Source organism: Variovorax sp. P2_H12 (assembly GCF_056403395.1).
Genome location: NZ_JBFUFO010000001.1, coordinates 262,136 through 280,686 on the forward strand (window position 1 = coordinate 262,136; position 18,551 = coordinate 280,686).

Here is an 18,551-nt window from a genome sequence, read left to right on the forward strand (position 1 = left end):
CCGAAGGTCAACAACCATGGCTGAGCCCGGATTCGCGCTGTTCGACACCGCCATCGGGCCCTGCGGCATCGCCTGGGGGCCGCGCGGCATCGCCGGCGTGCAGTTGCCCGAAAGCGGGGAGGGCGCCACGCGCGAGCGCATGCGGCGGCGCTTCGCGCAATGGGCGCAGAGCGAGCCGCCGCCCGAGGTCGCCCCGGCGATCGAAGGCATCCGCGCTCTGCTGAACGGCGAACCGCGCGACCTGGCAGAGATCGATCTCGACCTCGAGGGCGTCAGCGAATTCCACCGGCGCGTCTACGAGATCGCGCGCCGCATTCCGCCTGGACGCACCCGCACCTACGGCGACATCGCGGCCGAACTCGGCGACAAGGGCCTGGCGCGCGCGGTCGGCCAGGCGCTGGGGCTCAATCCCTTCGCGCCGGTCGTGCCCTGCCACCGGGTGCTTGCCGCGGGCGGGCAGTGGGGCGGCTTCTCGGCCCACGGCGGCGCAGCGTCGAAGCTGCGCATGCTGGCCATCGAGGGCGCGCGGCCGGACAGTGACAGCGGCCATCTGTTCTGAGCGCTGCTAGCACAGGCGGCCCGATCGCGCTGCCCACGGTCCATCGGGACCTTGGCGACAATCGGTGCATGACTTCTTCGCGCTTCTTCAAGATCGCGCTCGTGCTGGGCCTGTTGTCGGCCATCGGCCCGTTTGCGATCGACATGTACCTGCCGGCCCTGCCCGAGATCGGCAGCAGCCTGCACGCCGGCATCGGTCCGGTGCAGATGAGCCTCACCGCCTTCTTCATCTCGCTCGGCGTCGGGCAACTGCTCTATGGCCCGGTGTCCGACATGGTGGGGCGCAAGCCGCCGCTTTATTTCGGGCTTGCCCTGTTCGCCCTCGCGAGCATCGGCTGTGCGCTGGCCACCAGCATCGAGATGCTGATCGCACTGCGCTTCGTGCAGGGCCTGGGCGCCGCGGCCGGCATGGCGATCCCGCGCGCCGTGGTGCGCGACCTGCACACCGGCAACGACGCGGCGCGGCTGATGTCGCTGCTGATGCTGGTCTTCAGCGTGTCGCCGATCCTGGCGCCGCTGGCCGGCAGCGCGGTGATCGCCTTCACCGGCTGGCGCGGCGTGTTCTGGGCCGTGACGCTGGCCGCAGTGATCGGGCTGGCGACCGTCGCCCTGGTGCTGAAGGAAACCCGGCCGGCCGAGGAGCGGGTCGAGAGCAGCCTGGGCAGCGCGCTCGCGGCGTACGGCGTGTTGCTGCGCGACACGCACTACCTCGGGCTGGTCTTCATCGGCGCCTTCGCGATGGCGGGCTTCTTCACCTACCTGGCGAACTCGTCCTTCGTGATGATCGACCACTACGGGCTGTCGCCGGTGCTGTACAGCGTGGCCTTCGGCGTCAATGCGGCGGCCTTTTTCGCCGCCGCCCAGCTCAACGGGCCGCTGTGCGAACGCTTCGGGATCGAGCGCGTGGTCAAGAGCAGCGTCGCCGCCTGTGGCGCCGTGATGCTGGCCATGTTCGCCTACTACGCGGGCGGCGGCGACCGGCTGGCGGTGCTGATCGTGCTGTACTTCATCGCCAGCGGGCTGATGGGGCTGGTCATTCCCACCACCTCGGTGCTGGCGCTCGAAAAGCACGGCACCATCGCCGGCACCGCCTCGGCCCTGCTCGGCACGCTGCAGATGCTGACCGGCGCGGTGGTGATGGCGGTGGTCGGCGTCTTCACCGACGGCCGGCCGCTGCCGATGGTGGCGGGCATGGCGGGCGGCGCGCTGATCGCCGTCGTGCTGACCTGGCTCACGCTGGACGGGCGGCGCCAGGCCGCTTGTCCGGCGGGCTGAGACGGTGTCGGCCACCCTGGCGGCGCCGGCCGCTTCCGCCGCGCCCGACGGGCTGCCCCAGCCGCAGCGCCGGCAGGCCATGATGGTGGTGATCCTCGGGATCGCGGTGGCGATTCTTGATGGCACCATCGTCAATCTCGCGCTGCCGGGCATTGCGCGCGAGCTGCAGGCCGACCCGGCGCATGCCATCTGGGTGGTCAACGCCTACCAGATCGCGACCCTCGTGATGCTGCTGCCGCTCGCCTCGCTCGGCGACCGGATCGGCTACCGGCGTGTCTACCTCACAGGCATGGCCCTGTTCGCGGCCGCTTCGCTCATCGCCACGCTGTCCAACTCGCTCGGCATGCTGATCGCGGGCCGAGCGCTGCAGGGGCTGGGCGCCGCCGGCATCATGAGCGTCAACGCTGCGCTGGTGCGGCGCATCTTTCCCTCGGCCCAGCTCGGACGCGGCATGGCGATCAATTCGATGGTGGTGGCCACCGCCTCGGTGGCAGGCCCTTCGGTGGCGGCCGGGATCCTCTCGGTCGCTTCGTGGCCCTGGCTGTTCGCGCTCAACGTGCCGCTGGGGGCGCTGGTGTGGGTGCTCGGCCTGCGGGCGCTGCCGGTCAACGATTCGATTGCATCCGGGGTTCGCTTCTCGCTGATCGACGTCGTGCTCAACGTGGCGATGTTCGCGCTGATCTTCGTCGGCGCCGATCGGCTGGGCGTGCGCGGCGAATCCGGGCAAGGCGCCGGGCCCATGGCCTGGGCGCTGCTGCTGGCGGGCGTGGCGGTCGGTTTCGTCTACCTGCGGCGGCAGGCTGCGCTGGCCGTGCCGCTGTTCCCGGTCGACCTGCTGCGCATCCCGGTGTTCGCGCTCTCGATGGGCACCTCGGTGGCTGCCTTCTGCGCCCAGATGCTGTCGTTCATCGCGCTGCCCTTCCTGCTGCTGGACACCTACGGGCGCTCGCACGTCGAAGCCGGCCTGCTGATCACCGCCTGGCCGCTGGCGATCGTGGTGATGGCACCGATCGCGGGTCGGCTGATCGGCCGATACTCCGACGGCTTGCTGGGGGGGATCGGCCTGGCCCTGCTGGCCACCGGCCTGGCGCTGCTGGCGGCGCTGCCGGCGAATCCGGGCAACGTCGACATCGTCTGGCGCATGGTGCTGTGCGGCCTGGGCTTCGGGCTGTTCCAGTCACCCAACAACCACACCATCGTGACCACGCCGCCGCCGCACCGCAGCGGCGCGGCGAGCGGCATGCTGGGCACCGCGCGGCTCACGGGCCAGACCCTGGGCGCCGTGCTGCTGGCCGCGATCTTCAGCTTCTGGAGCCCGCACGAGGGCAAGGGGCAGGTGATTGCGCTGAGCCTTGCGGCCTGCTGTGCGGCAGTCGCCGCGGTCTGCAGCACGCTGCGCACCCGGCAGAACTGAAGCCCCCACGCTCGTCACTCCGTGCATTGGCCGCCCTCCGAGGGGGCAGTCCGGCCCTATCTCCGACGGCCGATTGCCGGCCGCGGGGCAGCCTCCTATCGTTGAGGCACCTGTGGCGCCAAGGGGGCCTCATGCCAGATCGTTCGGACATCCTGTGGTTCAAGACCGAGTTCCGGCCGCGCATCGTGCCACTGCTGGCCGGCACCCCGCTGACCGTGGACATGATCGCCGCCATCGCCTGCCAGGAGACCGGCCACATCTGGCCGCTGCTGCGGCGCGAGAACATGGCGACGCCGCGCATCCTCGCGCTCTGCGTCGGCGACACGCTCGATGCCGACAAGGGTCGCCGCGCCTTCCCGAGGACCAAGGCCGAGCTGCTGGCCCGGCCGAACGGCGACCGGATGTTCGCGATCGCCCGCCAGGCGCTGGTCGAGATGGCGGCGAAGGTGCCGGGCTACGCCGGCGCGGCCGCCCGGCCCGACAAGTTCTGCCACGGCTACGGCATGTTCCAGTGCGACCTGCAGTTCTTCCTGACCGATCCGGACTATTTTCTCGAGCGCCGGTACGAGCATTTCGAGGAGACGCTGGGCAAGTGCCTGGTCGAGCTGCGTCACGCGCTGCGCAAGCTGGGCTTCCAGGACCGCGAGTCGCTCGGCGACCTCGAACTCGCCGCGGTCGGCATCGCCTACAACACCGGCGGCTTCAGTCCCGCCAAGGGTCTGAGGCAGGGCCACTTCAACGGCACCCGCTTTTACGGCGAGCTGCTGTTCGACTTCATCCGGCTGTCGCGCACCGCGGTACTGCCGGATGACCCGGCACCGCTGGTCGAGCCGCCGCCGGGTGTCGCCATCATGCCGCCGCCCGCGCCGCCGATCGCCGAGGGAGCGGCGATGGTGGTGACCACGGTCGACGGCATGCTGCGCCTTCGCAGCGCGCCTTCGATCAGCACGCCGCCCCAGGCCAATGTGGTCGCGAACCTGCCCAGCGGGCATCCGGTGCGCGCCGTGACCGGCATGCCGGTGAGGGGCTTCCTGGAGGTGGAGACCGAACTCTTCGGCGCGCGGCTGCACGGCTTCGCGTCGACGAAGTTCCTGGCGCCCGCGGCCACGCGCCGGAATCCTGTGACGCCGAACGGCGCCCGCGCAGCGCCGCAGCCGGTTTTCACGCCGCCGGCGGCGGCCCTGCCGCGTCCGCCGGGCCACCTGACCCGGCGCCGCGACATGGCGAACGCCCATTCGCTGAACGAGCCGAACCAGCCGGGCCGGCTCGGCACGAGTGCGCAGGCGCTGCGTGCCGAGCTCGGCGCCATCGTCGACTGGCTGGCGGTGGACAAGCCCTCGCACAAGCGCTACCAGCCGCGCGCGGGCCTGACCTTCTGCAACATCTACTGCCACGACTACTGCCACCTCGCGGGCGTGTACCTGCCGCGGGTCTGGTGGACGACGCCGGCCATCCTGGCGCTGGCCGGTGGAGCGCAGGTGACGCCAATGATCGGCAACACCGTGGTCGAGCTGCGCGCCAACGACCTGTTCCGCTGGCTGCGCGACTTCGGCCAGGCCTTCGGCTGGCGCCAGAGCGGGATGCTGACCGAGCTGCAGCAGGCCGCCAACCAGGGTGCGGTCGGCCTGATCGTGGCGCGACGAAGGGAAGACGGCCGCTCGGGCCATATCGTCGCGGTGGTGCCCGAAACCGCCACCGCGAGCGCCCGCCGCCATGCCGCCGGCGAGGTCATCGCACCGCTGCAGAGCCAGGCCGGGGTGCGCAACTTCAGCCGCGGCACCGGCAAGGCCGGCTGGTGGAACGGCGAGGAGTTCGCGGAAAGCGCGTTCTGGCTCCACGCCTGAAGTCGTGAGCCGGAGGGCGGCTGCGCCGGGCAGCCAATGGCCGACAGGCAGAATGCGCCATGAAAGCACCCCCCCGACTGCAATCGCTGATCGACGAAGGCCTGATCGACAGCGTGGTACGCCAGCTCATGAGCGGCAAGGAAGCGATGGTCTACGTGGTGCGCTGCGGCGACGACACGCGCTGCGCCAAGATCTACAAGGAAGCCACCCAGCGCAGCTTTCGCCAAGCCGTCGACTACACCGAGAACCGCAAGGTCAAGAACACGCGCCTGCAGCGCGCGATGGCCAAGGGCACCAAGTTCGGACGGCAGGCCACCGAGGCCGCCTGGCAGAGCGCCGAGGTCGACGCGCTCTATCGCCTGGCGGCCGCGGGCGTCCGGGTGCCGGAGCCCTACAACTTCTGCGACGGCGTGTTGCTGATGGAGCTGGTCACCGACGCGCAGGGCGATGCCGCGCCGCGCCTCAACGACGTGGTGTTCACGCCCGAGGACGCGCGGCGGCACCATGCGACGCTGCTGGTGGAAGTGGTCCGCATGCTGTGTGCCGGCGTGGTGCATGGCGATCTCTCGGAGTTCAACGTGCTGCTCGGCGCCGACGGTCCAGTGATCATCGACCTGCCGCAGGCCGTCGATGCGGCGGGCAACAACCACGCACGGCGGATGCTGCTGCGCGACGTGGCGAATCTCAATGCCTTCTTCGGCCAGTTCGCACCCGAACTGCTGCCGACGCGCTACGGCGAAGAGATCTGGAACCTCTACGAACGCGGCGAACTGCACACCGCCTCGGCGCTGACGGGCACCTTCGTGCGCGCGACCGGGCCGGTCGACCTGGGGGGCGTGTTGCGCGAGGTCGACGACGCGCGCGCGGAAGAGGCGGCGCGCCTGATGCGCGTGGCGGCACGCTGATCAGGGCGCCGGAATGGTGGCCGCGATCCGTGCGGCCATGAAGTCGTAGAACGGATTCGAGGACAGCCGCGTCAGCGAATCCAGGCTGACGATCAGCCCGCCACGCTCGCCGCGCATCGCCAGCGCGCCGAGGTTGACGCCGAAGTCGTCGCTGTCGTCGGGCCGCATGCCGTACAGCGGATCGGTGATCGGGAAGGGCAGGGCCAGGTGCGAGAGCGAGAACACCTCGCGCGGAAACTCGAGCCCGAGCGGCCGGGTCTGCACCGTGGTCGAGCCGGCCTCCGTGACCTGTTCCACGACTTCGCGGCTGTGAATGTCGGCATTGGTGACCAGCGTCGAGCGGAAGCGCCGCGGGGCCGGGGGCAGCACCCGGTCCGGCCGCAGGTCGCTGCCGGAGCGCAGCAGCGGGCCGAACTTGACGCTGCGGTTGAGGTCGAACAGCACCAGTTCGCTGCCGTTGGCGGGCAGCCGCGCATAGAGGCTGGTGACGATCGCGCGGGTGCTGACCGTGAAGTCGATCAATGACTGGAAGGTGAGGATCGGCGGCAGCTGGTCGAGCCGGCCGGCTCGCTCCTCGCGCAGCACGTGCGCCTGCAGGTCGCGTGTGAGCAGGGACGACTGGCGCGCGCCGTTGACCGGGAACGAGTTGTACTTGAAGGGGTTGAACTCCGGCACGATGCCGAGCCAGGCCGCCTTGGCGAAGGCCGGGAAGACGGCCGGCCAGCCGAACACGCCGGCAAAGCGCGACAGCTCGGTGATGCCGATCATCGGCGCGATCAGGATCAGCCGGTCGGGCCGCGGAAGCTGTCTGTCGTCGATGGCATCGAGTGCGTACTTGGTCGCCAGCGCGCCGCCGTTGGAGAAGCCGACCACGTGCAGGGGCAACGGTGCCGGCACGCGCCGCCGTGCTTCGCGCACCGCGAGCTGCGTCGCCGCGGACCAGTCCTCCCACTGGACATGGGTCAGCCCGGCGGGCACGGTGCCGTGGCCCGGCATGCGGATCGCGACGACCACGAAGCCGCGGTCGCGGTACAGCGTGGCGACATGGCGCAGGCTGAAGGGCGAATCGGTCAGGCCGTGGAGCAGCACCACCGCCCCCTTCGGCGACCCTTGCGGGTCGAGCGTGTAGGAGCGGTTCCAGTCCTGCCGGAAATGGCCCGGATAGATCGGGCTGCCTTCGAAATAGCGGTTCGACGGGGTCTGCAGCTCGGGCGGCAGCTTCTGCGTCACCTCCTGCCGGACCTGATCGAAGGCCGCGTTCTCGGCCGCCAGCCAGGCGGGCCAGTCGGCCTGGCGGATCTCGTCGCCGGAGAGCTCGTGCGGTACGTGCGTATGCCACGGTTCGAGCGCCGGGCCGCGTTGCACGTCGTAGGTGCGAACCGCGATCAGGGTGACGAAAACGATGCCCAGCAGCAGCGCCGTGCGCTTCAGCATCCTGGCCAGCCAGGGTCCCATTCCGATCCTCTTCCGTTCTTGTTCGCGCACGCGTCCCGGGAAACTTCCCGGCGTGCAATCTATCACGCGGCCCGAAGCCGGGAACCGGTGCGGCGCCCGGGCCGCCCGTGCCTTGAAAACCAGGTTCGACGGCGTCGATCCCGTGGGCGGTCCTGCGCCGCAATCACGGCCGGCCTTCATACTGCGGCGACCATCACCCCTGCGCGGAGGGCACATCCCATGAGCCAGATCGGCAAGCCACCGGGCGACGACACGCTGATCCTTCACGGCTGCGAGCCGACCGGCTGTCCGCCGGCCTCGAAGCCGTGGGTGCTGGGCGCGGCGATCGTCGGCTCCAGCATGGCCTTCATCGATGGCACGGTGGTGAACGTCGCGTTGCCCGCGATCCAGGCCGATCTGCATGCGACCGCCTTCCAGGCCCAGTGGGTGGTGGAGTCCTATGCGCTCTTTCTTGCCGCGCTGCTGCTCGTCGGCGGGTCGCTGGGCGACCACTTCGGGCGGCGAAGAATCTTCGCGGTCGGCGTCGCGCTCTTCGCGCTGGCCTCGCTCGGCTGCGCGCTGGCGGGCGACGTGCGGCAGTTGATCCTGGCGCGCGCGGTGCAGGGTGTCGGCGGAGCCATGCTGGTGCCGGGCAGCCTGGCGCTCATCAGCGCATCGTTTCCCGAGAAGGAGCGCGGTCGCGCGATCGGCACCTGGTCGGGCTTCAGCGGCATCACGGCCGCCATCGGGCCGGTGGTGGGCGGCTTCCTGGTCGATCACTACTCGTGGATCTGGGCCTTCCTGGTCAACCTGCCGATGGCGGCCGTGGTGCTGCTGATCGTCTGGCGCCATGTGCCTGAAAGCCGTGGCGGCGCGGCCGCCGCGGAGCGGCTCGATCTCTGGGGCGCGGCGCTGGCCACGGTCGCGCTCGGCGGCATCGTCTATGCCTTCATCGAGGCGCCGACCCAGGGCTGGGGCTCGCCGTCCGTGCTGGCTGCGCTGCTCGGCGGCCTCGCCGCCAGCGTCGCCTTCGTCGTGGTCGAGTGGCGGGTGCGCTCGCCGATGCTGCCGCTGTCGTTGCTTCGCATCGGCAATTTCGGCGGCGCCAACCTGCTGACGCTGCTGCTCTATGCGGCGCTCGGCGGCGGGCTGTACTTTTTCCCGCTCAACCTGATCCAGGTGCAGGGCTACTCGGCGACGGTGGCGGGCGCGGCCCTTCTGCCGTTCATCCTGATCATGTTCGCGCTCTCGGGCTGGGCCGGACAACTGGTCGATCGCTTCGGCCCGCGCCTGCCGCTGGTGGTGGGGCCGAGCATCGCAGCCGTCGGTTTTGCGTTGTTCGCGGTGCCGGGTGTCGGCGCGAACTACTGGACCTCGTTCTTCCCGGCGGTGGTGGTGCTCGGCTTCGGCATGACGGTGACGGTCGCGCCGCTCACCACCACCGTGATGAACGCGGTCGGCGCGGATCTCGCGGGCATCGCCTCGGGCGTGAACAACGCGGTCTCGCGTGCCGCGGCGGTGCTGGCTATCGCGGTCTTCGGCGTGGTCCTGGCCTGGGCCTTCGACCTCCGGCTGGGGCAGGGCCTGCGCGAGCTCGGCGCCTCGGCCGAGACCACCGCCTTCGTGCAGGCCCAGCGCAGCCAACTGGCGGGCGCCGCCCTGCCGCCGGGCGCCGACGCGGCGGCGGCCGCGGCGCTCAGGCAGACGGTCAACGCCTCCTTCGTCTCGGGCTTCCGCTGGGTCATGCTGGTGTGCGCCGGCCTGGCACTGCTGAGCGCCCTGAGTGCCTGGATGCTCATCGGTCGCGATCCCGCGCGCAGCGCGCCAGACACCCGGATCCGCTAAGGCGAGCAATAGCCATACGTCTCATGGCCGATAGGCAATGAAGGGGCCCCCCTCCACACTGCGCTCGATGGCCCGCTCACCCCAGCTCTAGCCGAAGGAGGATTGGCAATGCACCAGGGTTGCTGCCGCGGCGCGCGATGGTGGCCGCTGCTCGCCGGCCTGCTCCTCGCGGCCTGCTCGAAAGGCCCCCAGCCCGGCGAAGTGCAGGACGAGGCGAAGATCGCCGGCCGCGATGCGGCCTCGTTCCCGCACGCCGGCGAGGACTACTTCCGCGACATGGACAACGGCGTCGCGCTGTCGCCGGAGGAGATCAAGGGCCGCAACATGTGGCTGGTCTGGAGCGGCGGCAACGACCGTTTCTGGACCCAGATGACCGACTACACCTTCGGCGCCTTCGACCTCCTGAAGGTGGTCAGCTCGCACCCGAGCCTGGGCTATTCGCGGGCCAATCGCTGGCAGTACTTCGGGCTTGTCAACGAGCCTTGCTTCGACAATGCCGCGGGGCCCGACAAGGCGCGCCGCGGCCTCTGGCTCGATGTGCGCAACAAGGACTGCGGACCCGACCCGTTCGAGAACGAGAGCAAGTACCCGGGCGTCGCGATCGGCTCGCGCGGCAAGCCGCTGGGCGACGGCACGACGCAGCCGGTGGGCTCCTTCTATGGGTGGGGCACCGGCATCGCCGGGCTGCGGCTGTTTCCGAACCCGGCCTTCGACGAGAAGGCCGCGAAGGCCTGGGACGCCGACAGGTATTACACCGACCCCAGCTACTACAACCGCAAGGACCTGGTGCGTCCGTATCGGGTCGGCATGTCCTGCGGCTTCTGCCACGTCGGGCCGAGCCCGGTGAAGCCGCCGGCCGATCCGAACAGCCCGAAGTTCGAGAACCTGAGCTCCTCGGTGGGCGCACAGTACATGTGGGTCGACCGGCTGTTCATCTTCAACGCGAACAAGGCCGAGGGGCGGACCAACTACATGTACCAGCTGGCCCACACCTACCGGCCGGGCACGATGGACACCTCGCTGGTCTCGACCGACGGCATCAACAACCCGCGCACCATGAACGCGGTCTACGACTTCCCGGCGCGGATGGAGATGGCGCGGCGCATCGGCCGCGAGAAGCTCGCGGGCGGAGAGCTCGACAACCGGCAGTTCAACGACTTCATCGCCAGCGGGCCGCTGACCGACTTCTTCTCGAAGGCCGATTCGGTGGTCTTCACGCCGCACGTGCTGAAGGACGGCGCCGACTCGGTCGGGTTGCTGGGCGCGCTGAACCGGGTGTACCTCAACATCGGACTCTTCAGCGAGGAATGGCTGCTGCACTTCAATCCGGTGGTCGGCGGCAAGACCATCACGCCGATCAAGATCGCCTCGGCACAGAAGAACTCGAGCTACTGGCAGGCGACCGAGGCCGGCACGCCGAACACCGCGCTGTTCTTCCTCAAGGCGGCGCAGCCCGACCGCCTGAAGGATGCGCCAGGCGGGGCCACTTACATGGCCGCGGACGACGCGACGCTGGAGCGCGGCAAGCTGGCCTTCGCCGACACCTGCGCACGCTGCCATTCGAGCAAGGCGCCGCCGCTGCCGGCCGCGCTCGAGCTCAGCCCGGCACGCTGCGCGGGCCCGGGTTACGTCGACTGCTTCAAGCGCTACTGGGGCTGGACCCAGACCGAGGACTACAAGGCGCAGATGCGCAAGATCGTGCAGGCGCCGGACTTCCTCAAGAGCAACTACCTGTCGACCGAGGCGCGCATCCCGGTCACGCTGCTGCGCACCAACGCCTGCAGTCCGCTGGCGACCAATGCGCTGGAGGGCAACATCTGGGACAACTTCTCGTCGCAGACCTACAAGAACCTGCCTTCGGTCGGCACCGTGACGCTCAGCGACCCCTTCACCGGCGAGCCCAAGCCCTACGCCATGCCGGCCGGCGGGCGCGGCTACACGCGCGTGCCCTCGCTGATCAGCGTCTGGTCGAGCGCGCCTTTCCTGCTGAACAACACGGTCGGCGACGCCAATGGCGATCCCTCGGTCGAGGGACGCATGAGGGTCTTCGACCAGTCGATCGAGCAGATGCTGTGGCCCGAGAAACGCAAGGCCGACGCGCTGCTCGGCGCCAGGGTGGGCGGCACCATCGACCGCACCACCGAGCGCAGCATGGTGACCATCCCGACCGGCTATGTGCCCGAGGCGCTGCAGCCTTTGCAGGGCGCGCTGCACCGCTGGCTGCCCTGGCTGGTGCAGAAGGACGGCGACATCGTGCTCGGCCCCATTCCGCAGGGCGTGCCGGTGAACCTGCTGGCCAATCTCAGGCTGCGCGCCGAGAGCGAAGGCCTGGGCGAGAAGGTCGAGCACGTGAAGGACGCCGGGGGGCTGCTGGTCAAGCTCAAGCTGGCGCTCGCGAGCGCGCCCGCCAGTGCCAGCGACGATGAGCTGCGCAAGCACTTCGCGGACCTGCGCGAGCCGATGCTCGAACTCAGCAAGTGCCGCGATTTCGTGGTCAACCGCGGCCACTACTTCGGCACCGCCGAATTCAATCGCCAGGAGGCCCTGAGCGTCGACGAAAAGGCCTTCGGCCGAGAGCCCGAACTGAGCGACGACGACAAGCGGGCGCTGATCGCGTTCCTGAAGACCTTCTGATCGCCATCGAAACGCGACGCATGGACGGCACCGACGCGAGCGACTGGGACTACGTCATCGTCGGTTCGGGTGCGGGCGGCGGGACCCTCGCGGCCCGCCTGGCCGAGGCCGGCATGCGGGTCTTCCTGCTCGACGCCGGCGGCGATCCGCGCGCCGGCGATGCGCGCATGCCGGACGACTACGACGTGCCGGCCTTCCATGCCTTCGCCTGCGAGAACCCGGCGCTGCGCTGGGACTTCCACGTCCGCCACTACGCCGACGAGGCCAGGCAGGCGAAGGACTGGAAATACCGGGCGGGGCAGGGCGTGCTCTATCCGCGCGCCGCCGGCCTGGGCGGCTGCACCTCGCACAACGCGATGATCTTCATGCTGCCGCATGCGTCGGACTGGAACCACATCGCGCGGCTCACCGGCGACCCGTCCTGGCGGGCGTCCCGCATGCGGCGCTATGCGCATCGCGTGGAGGACTGCCGGCACCGTCCGGTGTGGCGCGCGCTGCGGCATGTCGGCCTGGACCCGACCGGGCACGGCTGGGGCGGCTGGCTGCGAACCGAGAAGTCGATCCCGCTGTCCGTGCTCGGCGACACGGGCCTGGTGCGGGTGCTGCGCGACACCGCGAGCAGCTTCACCCGCGGCCTGCCGACGCCCTGGCGCAGCACCCTGCGCTGGCTGCGCGGCGGCCTGGGAGACCCGAACTCGCGGCGCCTGTGGCCCGGCAGCTTCGAGGGCCTCTGCTACACGCCGCTGGCGACCGCCGGACACCGCCGCAGCGGCGTGCGCGAACGACTGCTGGAGGTCGCGGCACGCCATCCCGMCCGGCTGCGCCAGCGACGGCGCGGGCGCGAAGCGCGAGGTGCGGGCCCGGCGGGAGGTGATCCTCTGCGGCGGCGCCTTCAACACGCCGCAGCTGCTGATGCTGTCGGGCATCGGCCCGGCGGCCGAGCTGCAGGCCCACGGCATTGCGGTGCGGGTCGATCTTCCCGGGGTCGGCGGCAACCTGCAGGACCGCTACGAGATCGCTGTCACGCACCGAATGCCGGCGCCGTGGGCGGTGCTGGAAGGCGCACGCTTCGATCGAGACGATCCGTTGTGGCGCCAATGGCAGCGCAGCCGCAGCGGCATGTACGCGTCCAACGGCGCCGCCCTCGGCGTGGTCCGGCGCTCGCGCGCTGCGTCGGGCCAGGAAGAGGAGCCCGATGTCTTCTGCATGGCGCTGCTGGCGCGCTTCGAGGGCTACTTCAGCGGCTTCTCGCATTGGATTCGCGACCAGCCCGACCAGTTGACCTGGGCCGTGCTGAAGGGCCACACGAAGAATCGCGCCGGCACCGTGCGGCTGCGCTCGGCCGATCCGCGCGACATGCCGCTGGTGAATTTTCGCTACTTCGAGGAAGGAAGCGACGCGGCCGGGGAGGACCTGAAAGCCGTGGTGCAGGCCATCCGCTTCGTGCGCGGCATGACGGCGCCGCTGCTGGCGAGCGGATGGATCGCCGAGGAACTGGCGCCGGGCCCTTCGACCGACAGCGACGAAGCCCTGGCCGACTATGTGCGCAATACCGCCTGGGGCCACCATGCCTCGTGCTCCTGCCCGATCGGCGACGCGAAGAAGGGCGGCGTGCTGGACAGCGCCTTCGCGGTCCACGGCGTGAAGCGGCTGCGCGTGGCGGACGCGTCGGTGTTCCCGCAGATCCCGGGCTTCTTCGTCGCCGCGGCCATCTACATGATCGCGGAAAAGGCGGCCGATGCTTTGCTCGACGAGGCGCGGCGCACACCTCTTTCGGCAAATTGACGAAGTGCGCCGAATGCGCTGAAACTTTGCGAACGACGGGGCTTCCCCGGAGGAGAAGGCACATGGCCCTTGACGTGCAGCAGCTGCTCGACATGTCGCAGCAGCAACTCGACGACCTGTTCCGCGCCAGCCCGCCGGGAGACATTCCGCACGGCGAGGCCGAGGGCACCGCGATCATCGCGCCCGGCACCCGCTACACCGAGTCGATCGCGAGGATCATCAACTTCTTCGGCTGGCAGGGGAAGGTCTTCGACGGCGGCAAGGGCTTGCTGAAGAACAAGGTCAGCATCTTCGGCGTGCAGGCCATCGTCGCCAGGGTCTACCTGGGCGAAAGCTGGCTCGACAACAAGCCGTGCATCGTGCTCGACTACTCGGACACCTCCATCGTGGCGCAGTGGATCCGCGACGAGATCCGGCTCATCGGGCCCGGTCTCTATCTCGGCAAGGTCTATTGGGGCAAGGAGCGGCTGATCGACTTCTGCCTCAAGTTCTGATGCAGTGACTCCCCAGTCCCATTTCATGGTGATCGCAGCGGTCGCCGATGGCCGCGAGGCCAGCCTGCGCAATCTGCTGGACACCCTGAACCTGAAGCCCGGCATGGCAGACCCCGGCAACGCGCTGATTCCGTTCGGTAGTTTCGAGCGCCTGCATTTCGCGCGCTTCGCGCTGCTGACCGACGGCACGCTCGGCGACCTCGAGGCCTTCGACCTGCCGCGGCCCCGGGTGTCGCCGCTCTACCTGGTCTTCCTCGGCGAATGCGACGGACCGATCGGCACCCAGCTGGCCGAGTTCGCGCAGCTCGCGGGCGAGGGCCTGCGGCGCATCTTTTCGCACTGCGAGGGCTTCGATGCCGACCGCGATCTGCTCGCATGGCTCAAGTCGCGCTCGGTGCCGGCGTCCGCCGGCTATGTCAACCGTATCGGCCGCACCGTGCGACAGATCCGCGAGGACAGCGCGCTGCAGCGTGCGCTGTCCGCCCAGGTGCCGCGCGACATCGCGGGCGAGACGGAAGAGCCCCAGGCCTTGCGCCACCGGCTGCTGGCTTTCGTGCAGGCCGAGCAGCTCGAGGGGCGGCTGCTGCTGACTTCGCCCGAGCGCACGCCCTCGGGCTGGCTGCTGCGCAACTTCCTGCATGCGATCACGCCGCCGCTCGCACTCCTGGGGCTGGTGCTGCTGGTGCTGCGGCTCCCGCTCCTGCTGCCGCTGCTTCTGGTGGCGGCCGCGTACCTGGTCTGGCAGCTGCGCCACCACGAAAGGACCGATCCGGAATTCTGCCCGCGGCCGGACCGCGCCGCGGTGGTCGAGATGCAGCGCCTCGAGGACCATGACCTCACCAACAGCTTCACGGCGCTGGGTGCGGTCAAGCCCGGGCTGTTCCGGCGCTGGCTCACGCAGTTCATCCTGTACGCGATCGACTACGCCTGCCGCCATGTCTTCGGCCGCGGCCATCTGGCGCGGGTGCAGACCATCCACTTCGCGCGCTGGGTATTCCTCGACGGCAAGTCGCGCGTGCTGTTCGCCAGCAACTACGACGGCAGCCACGAGAGCTACATGGACGACTTCATCAACAAGGTGGCCTGGGGCCTGAACCTGGTCTTCAGCAACGGCTTCGGCTGGCCGCGCACCGACTGGCTGCTGATGGGCGGTGCGCGGCACGAGCTGCGCTTCAAGTACTACCAGCGCCGGCACCAGTTGCCGACCCAGGTCTGGTACAAGGCCTACCCGGGCCTCACGCTGACCGACCTCGAGCGCAACCGATGCATCCGCGAGGGCTTCGAGGTGCACACGATGACCGACGACCAGGCACTGGCCTGGCTGAGGCTGCTATGAGCGCCGCGCCGGGCCGCCCCAAGCAAGCTCGCACCGCAGTGCGAAGCACGGAGGTTGCCTTGTGAGCCCGCAAGCGGCCGAGTTCGACGACATCCAGGGCCTGGTTCGCTTCGGCTACAAGCGCCTGACCCAGGCCTGCTTCCTGCTGCTGCGCGTGACCGATCCGGCGGCCGCGCGCGCCTGGCTGGCGCGGGCGCCGGTCAGCAGCGCGAAGACGCAGCAGCCGCCACCGGCCACCGCGCTGCAGATCGCCTTCACCAGCGCCGGTTTGCAGGCGCTCGGCGTTCGGCAGGACGTCATCGAGGGCTTCTCGCACGAGTTCATCGTCGGCATGGCGAGCGATGCCAGCCGCGCCCGGCGCCTCGGCGACCTCGGACCGAACGATCCGGCTGCATGGCAATGGGGCGGGACGCCGGAGCAACTGCCGCACGTGCTGCTGATGCTCTACGCGGTGCCGGGCGGCCTCGAGGACTGGCAGCGCAGCGTGCTGTCCCAGTGCGAGCTGGGCTTCGAGTTGGTGGCGTGCCTCGATACCTCCGACCTGGACGGCGTCGAGCCCTTCGGATTCGTCGACGGCATCTCGGAGCCGTCGATCGACTGGCAACGCCAGCGACCGGTGCGCGACGAGGAGCGCGGCCACTACAGCAATGTCTCGTGCCTGGGGGAGTACCTGCTGGGCTACCCGAACGAATACGGCGGCTACACCGACCGGCCTTTGCTCGATGCCGACCGCGACCCCGAGACGATGCTGGCGCGGGCCGAGGAGGCCCCGGACAAGGCCGACCTGGGCCGCAACGGCAGCTACCTGGTGCTGCGCCAGCTGCAGCAGGACGTCGCCGGCTTCTGGCGCTTCATGGACGCCCAGGTCGGGGGCGACCCCGCGCTTCGCAAGCAGCTGGCCGAGACGATGGTGGGGCGAACGATGGATGGCGAGGCGCTGATCGGCGACACCGGCGAACGCATCCCCGGCGAGGACGACCCGCGCAACAGCTTCACTTACGCCAGCGATGGCGGGGGCCTGCGCTGCCCGATCGGGGCCCACATCCGGCGCAGCAACCCGCGCAACGCCGACCTGCCGCCGGGCCGGCCGGGTTTTCTTTCCTGGGCCCGGCGGACACTGGGCTTCGACGCCCCGGCTCTGGCGGCGGACAAGGTCTCGTCGACCCGCTTCCACCGGCTGCTGCGGCGCGGCCGCGAATACGGCGCCGGGGTGTCGATCGAACAGGCCCTGTCCTGCGCGCCTGGCGGCGATGCCACCGGCCTGCACTTCATCTGCCTGGGCGCCAACATCGCGCGCCAGTTCGAGTTCGTGCAGTCGGCCTGGCTGTCGGGCCTGCACTTCGACGGCCTGTCCGACGAAAGCGACCCGCTGATCGGCCACCACCTGCCGCGCGACGATGGCACGCCGACCGATGGCTTCTCGATCCCGCTCGACTCCGGCCCCGACCGCCGCGTCTGCGGCCTGCCGCAGTTCGTGACGGTGCGCGGCGGCGCCTACTTTTTCCTGCCCGGCCTGCGGGCCCTGCGCTACCTGTCGAAGGTGCAACCATGAACTCGAATGCCAGCCGCCCGGCGCCGAAGGCCAACACCGGTTCGGTCTGGCGCAATGTCGTGAGCGATTCGGGCATGGCGCTGATCCGGCTGGAGCGCCGCTTCGATCCCTTGCTGCGGCCGGCCTTCGATGCCTTCCTGCGCGATCCGCTGGCGCGCTTCACGACCGCCCTGATCAACAGCCGGCGCAGCAATGAAGGCCTGGCGATCGCCGAGGAGCGGCCGATGCCCGACGAGGAGAGTTTCACAGACTCGATCGTCAAGAGCTTCACGCGCCAGATGACCGACCTCTGGAAGCCCGGCGGCTTCGAGCGCGGCGGCAACACCAAGACCCAGGGCATCGTGCGCGGCGAGCTCACGGTGCACGAGGACATCCCCGCGCACATGAAGCGCGGCATCTACGCCACGCCGCAGACCTTCCGCTGCTGGGTCCGTTTCTCGGGGCCCGGGCCCTACATCACGCCGGACATCGACGATGTCGGCTTCATGAGCATCAGCATCAAGCTGATGGGCGTGCCGGGGCCGAAGCTGATGGAGGACGAGCAGCACACGCTCGACATGTTCGCGGTCTCGACGCCGACCTTCGTCACGCCCGACGCCCGGTGCAATGCGGCGCTGCAGCGCGAGAGCGTGAAGAACGCGCAGATCTTCTACTTCGTGAACCTGCGCGACCCGCACGTGCTCGACCTCGTGATGCAGTCGCTCTTCATCAAGACCCAGAGCAGCCCCTTCGAAGCGCCGTACTTCAGCTGCGTGCCCTACCTGATGGGGGAGGGCCAGGCGATGCAGTACTCGGTCTGGCCGAAGTCGACGAAGCGCACGCCGATCCCGCGGTTGCCGCTGCGCCCGCCCGACGACTACCTGCGCCAGGCGATGGTGTCGGCGCTGGCCAATGACGATGTCGAGTTCGACATCCGGCTGCAGATGCAGACCGACCCGCACCTCATGCCGATCGAGAACGCCGGCGTGCTGTGGCCCGAAAAACTCTCGCCGCGCGTCACGGTGGCGACCCTGCGGCTGCCGCGGCAGCGCTTCGATTCGCCGGCGCAGATGGAATTCGCCAAGCGGCTCTCGTACAACCCCTGGCACACGATCGCCGAGCACCGGCCGCTCGGCAACCAGAGCCGGGCGCGCAAGCGGATGTACTGGGAACTCGCGAAGCTGCGGCACACGATGAACGCGGTGCCGCACTGCGAGCCGACGGGGGACGAGGTGTTCGAGTGAGCATCTCGTAGCAGTTTTTCAAGTACGCCTTGCATCGTACGGACAAGCACGCATAGGCCCTCCCGGAGGGCGCTCCTAAGATTTGCGCCAGGAACAGCGCAGGTGAGTCCGCCTCGTGGTTTGGCTGCCGCTCGATGCTCCGTGCCCGCCATCGCCGCGCCCGCGCAGGACTTCAGCCGCTCGCGTTGCCACCTCTTGAAGTTCAAATTTCAGCCGCTGCGGGGCCTCATGCGCGCGGCTTCCAGTTGTGCA

14 protein-coding genes are annotated in these 18,551 nt (G+C 69.6%); 12 read left to right on the forward strand and 2 right to left on the reverse strand.

The features are described 5' to 3' along the window. Window positions 1-16: 16 nt before the first annotated feature. From AC1DYK_RS01305 to AC1DYK_RS01325, 5 genes are all read left to right on the forward strand, one after another. Complete coding sequence (locus AC1DYK_RS01305) at window positions 17-559, forward strand: methylated-DNA--[protein]-cysteine S-methyltransferase (RefSeq protein ID WP_478164613.1); 543 nt, start codon at window positions 17-19, stop codon at window positions 557-559. A 68-nt stretch (window positions 560-627) separates the two neighbouring features. Then, window positions 628-1,833, forward strand: coding sequence for a multidrug effflux MFS transporter (locus AC1DYK_RS01310; protein WP_478164614.1), 1,206 nt, complete (start codon window positions 628-630; stop codon window positions 1,831-1,833). A 79-nt stretch (window positions 1,834-1,912) separates the two neighbouring features. Beyond that, entirely contained in the window at window positions 1,913-3,247 is a 1,335-nt protein-coding gene (locus AC1DYK_RS01315; protein ID WP_478164661.1) for an MFS transporter, read from the forward strand. Window positions 3,248-3,378: 131 nt separating this feature from the next. Then, entirely contained in the window at window positions 3,379-5,091 is a 1,713-nt protein-coding gene (locus tag AC1DYK_RS01320; RefSeq protein WP_478164615.1) for a hypothetical protein, read from the forward strand. A 59-nt stretch (window positions 5,092-5,150) separates the two neighbouring features. Then, window positions 5,151-5,996 (forward strand): PA4780 family RIO1-like protein kinase, encoded by an 846-nt coding sequence (locus AC1DYK_RS01325; RefSeq protein WP_478086421.1) that lies wholly within the window; start codon window positions 5,151-5,153, stop codon window positions 5,994-5,996. Here AC1DYK_RS01325 and AC1DYK_RS01330 read toward each other — a convergent pair whose 3' ends face one another. After that, window positions 5,997-7,451 carry an alpha/beta hydrolase gene (locus AC1DYK_RS01330; RefSeq protein WP_478164616.1) on the reverse strand — a complete coding sequence of 485 codons (1,455 nt, stop codon included), beginning with the start codon at window positions 7,449-7,451 and terminating at the stop codon, window positions 5,997-5,999. Between the two features lie 219 nt (window positions 7,452-7,670). Between AC1DYK_RS01330 and AC1DYK_RS01335 the strand changes: the two genes are divergently transcribed. Both AC1DYK_RS01335 and AC1DYK_RS01340 read left to right on the forward strand, forming a co-directional pair. Then, a complete protein-coding gene (locus AC1DYK_RS01335; RefSeq protein ID WP_478164617.1) occupies window positions 7,671-9,275 on the forward strand; it encodes an MFS transporter in 1,605 nt (534 codons plus the stop codon). 108 nt (window positions 9,276-9,383) lie between these two features. Continuing rightward, on the forward strand, window positions 9,384-11,909 hold the full coding sequence (locus AC1DYK_RS01340) for a hypothetical protein (protein WP_478164618.1): 2,526 nt from the start codon (window positions 9,384-9,386) through the stop codon (window positions 11,907-11,909). A 310-nt stretch (window positions 11,910-12,219) separates the two neighbouring features. On the opposite strand, the gene AC1DYK_RS01345 is transcribed toward AC1DYK_RS01340, so the two are convergent. Then, window positions 12,220-12,348 (reverse strand): hypothetical protein, encoded by a 129-nt coding sequence (locus tag AC1DYK_RS01345; protein WP_478164619.1) that lies wholly within the window; start codon window positions 12,346-12,348, stop codon window positions 12,220-12,222. A gap of 413 nt (window positions 12,349-12,761) precedes the next feature. Here AC1DYK_RS01345 and AC1DYK_RS01350 point away from each other — a divergent pair, with 413 nt between their 5' ends. The 5 genes from AC1DYK_RS01350 to AC1DYK_RS01370 all read left to right on the forward strand — a co-directional run bounded on the left by AC1DYK_RS01350 (window position 12,762) and on the right by AC1DYK_RS01370 (window position 18,299). Then, window positions 12,762-13,694 carry a GMC family oxidoreductase gene (locus tag AC1DYK_RS01350; RefSeq protein WP_478164620.1) on the forward strand — a complete coding sequence of 311 codons (933 nt, stop codon included), beginning with the start codon at window positions 12,762-12,764 and terminating at the stop codon, window positions 13,692-13,694. 62 nt (window positions 13,695-13,756) lie between these two features. Then, a complete protein-coding gene (locus tag AC1DYK_RS01355; RefSeq protein WP_478164662.1) occupies window positions 13,757-14,188 on the forward strand; it encodes a hypothetical protein in 432 nt (143 codons plus the stop codon). Between the two features lie 4 nt (window positions 14,189-14,192). Further along, window positions 14,193-15,524: a hypothetical protein gene (locus AC1DYK_RS01360; protein WP_478164621.1), complete on the forward strand. Its 1,332-nt coding sequence runs from the start codon at window positions 14,193-14,195 to the stop codon at window positions 15,522-15,524. 61 nt (window positions 15,525-15,585) lie between these two features. Further along, complete coding sequence (locus AC1DYK_RS01365) at window positions 15,586-17,076, forward strand: Dyp-type peroxidase (RefSeq protein WP_478164622.1); 1,491 nt, start codon at window positions 15,586-15,588, stop codon at window positions 17,074-17,076. Further along, a complete protein-coding gene (locus AC1DYK_RS01370; protein ID WP_478164623.1) occupies window positions 17,073-18,299 on the forward strand; it encodes a catalase family protein in 1,227 nt (408 codons plus the stop codon). Before AC1DYK_RS01365 ends, AC1DYK_RS01370 begins: the two co-directional genes overlap by 4 nt. The last annotated feature ends 252 nt before the right edge of the window (window positions 18,300-18,551 follow it).

Excerpts from the sequence above, each read along its gene's own strand:
- AC1DYK_RS01330 (WP_478164616.1), bottom strand. The coding sequence starts at position 7,451 with ATGGGACCCTGGCTGGCCAGGATGCTGAAGCGCACGGCGCTGCTGCTG.
- AC1DYK_RS01315 (WP_478164661.1), top strand. The coding sequence starts at position 1,913 with ATGATGGTGGTGATCCTCGGGATCGCGGTGGCGATTCTTGATGGCACC.
- AC1DYK_RS01310 (WP_478164614.1), top strand. The coding sequence starts at position 628 with ATGACTTCTTCGCGCTTCTTCAAGATCGCGCTCGTGCTGGGCCTGTTG.
- AC1DYK_RS01340 (WP_478164618.1), top strand. The coding sequence starts at position 9,384 with ATGCACCAGGGTTGCTGCCGCGGCGCGCGATGGTGGCCGCTGCTCGCC.
- AC1DYK_RS01325 (WP_478086421.1), top strand. The coding sequence starts at position 5,151 with ATGAAAGCACCCCCCCGACTGCAATCGCTGATCGACGAAGGCCTGATC.
- AC1DYK_RS01345 (WP_478164619.1), bottom strand. The coding sequence starts at position 12,348 with ATGCGGGACGCCCGCCAGGACGGGTCGCCGGTGAGCCGCGCGATGTGG.
- AC1DYK_RS01355 (WP_478164662.1), top strand. The coding sequence starts at position 13,757 with ATGGCCCTTGACGTGCAGCAGCTGCTCGACATGTCGCAGCAGCAACTC.
- AC1DYK_RS01370 (WP_478164623.1), top strand. The coding sequence starts at position 17,073 with ATGAACTCGAATGCCAGCCGCCCGGCGCCGAAGGCCAACACCGGTTCG.
- AC1DYK_RS01320 (WP_478164615.1), top strand. The coding sequence starts at position 3,379 with ATGCCAGATCGTTCGGACATCCTGTGGTTCAAGACCGAGTTCCGGCCG.
- AC1DYK_RS01305 (WP_478164613.1), top strand. The coding sequence starts at position 17 with ATGGCTGAGCCCGGATTCGCGCTGTTCGACACCGCCATCGGGCCCTGC.
- AC1DYK_RS01335 (WP_478164617.1), top strand. The coding sequence starts at position 7,671 with ATGAGCCAGATCGGCAAGCCACCGGGCGACGACACGCTGATCCTTCAC.